Annotated in this window: 1 protein-coding gene; it reads right to left on the bottom strand. The window is 65.1% G+C overall.

What is annotated here, in order from left to right; all coding sequences use genetic code 11:
* Positions 1–71: 71 nt before the first annotated feature.
* Complete coding sequence (locus EB084_26540) at positions 72–1,019, bottom strand: hypothetical protein (GenBank protein ID NDD31821.1); 948 nt, start codon at positions 1,017–1,019, stop codon at positions 72–74.
* Position 1,020: the final 1 nt, after the last annotated feature.

Genomic DNA, 1,020 nt, shown 5'->3' with positions numbered 1-1,020 from the left:
GAACGCGAACCGCAAAGTCTAGCTCCCAGCAAACGCATACATAATTCCGACCTACATTTGTACGACGCGCTCTAGACGCCAGCGGACGCAACGCGCCGAAGGCTCGCATCGTCGACGGGCGAGTACGTGCCCGCGCGATGCGAGGCCCCACGAGGCGGCATGCGCGAGCCGCCCGGGTCCGCCACGTACTCTGTGAGCGCTGCCGTAAGCTGCGTCTTATCGAGCGCCCACCAGAGGGTGTGGGGACCGAAGGCCCAGGCGAAGAAGAGGGCGAAACCGACCATCTCGAGCACCGTCAGGAACGCGAACGCGCGCGTCACTCCCTCCGGAGGTTCTACGTCCGGTGGCCACTTGATGCCGTAGATGAGCCCCTGCACGAGAAGCACGAACACGAGTAGCTTGACCGCGATGAACTGCAGGTCGGGGCGGGCGTGCCGCGGCGCCGCGTGGCGCGTGGCGCGGTGCGTGTCGAGCAGGGCGCGAAGCAGGAAGGCCAGACCGACGACGTTGATCACGTTCCCCACCCTGCGCACGATTAAGGAGTCGATCCCCGACATCACGCGCACTACGGGCGAGAAGACGATCCACTGGGCGACCGACCAGTGCCAGAAGCGGAGCGCGCTCTCGCCGCCGCGAAAGCGGCAGAATGCGCACTCGCCGACGAAGGGCATCACGACGCATGCCGCGCCCGCTGGCGACGTTTCGACGCACATGGCCGCGCGCGTGTCTCCGCCCGCGAGCGCGACCAGAATGTGCCAGAAGAACAACAGAGCGATCGCCTCGACGACGTGCAGGGCTGGATCCACGTAGCTCTCGAGCCAGGGGAGCAAGATGATGGCAAAGAAGCCCGCCGAGTAGAGCACAGGCACCATGCCTACGCCCGCAAAGAGCAGAACCAGCCTGAGTAGAACCTGGCGGTGCTCGTGGCTGTACAGCCGGCTGGTGAACAGCGGCCTGCAGATGAAGAGTTCGCAGATCACGGTAAACACGATGACCGCGATGCACACCGACACCGTGATC

The organism is Pseudomonadota bacterium (genome assembly GCA_010028905.1).
Taxonomy (GTDB): Bacteria; Vulcanimicrobiota; Xenobia; order RGZZ01; family RGZZ01; genus RGZZ01.
This window is presented reverse-complemented; position numbering and strand designations above follow the sequence as displayed.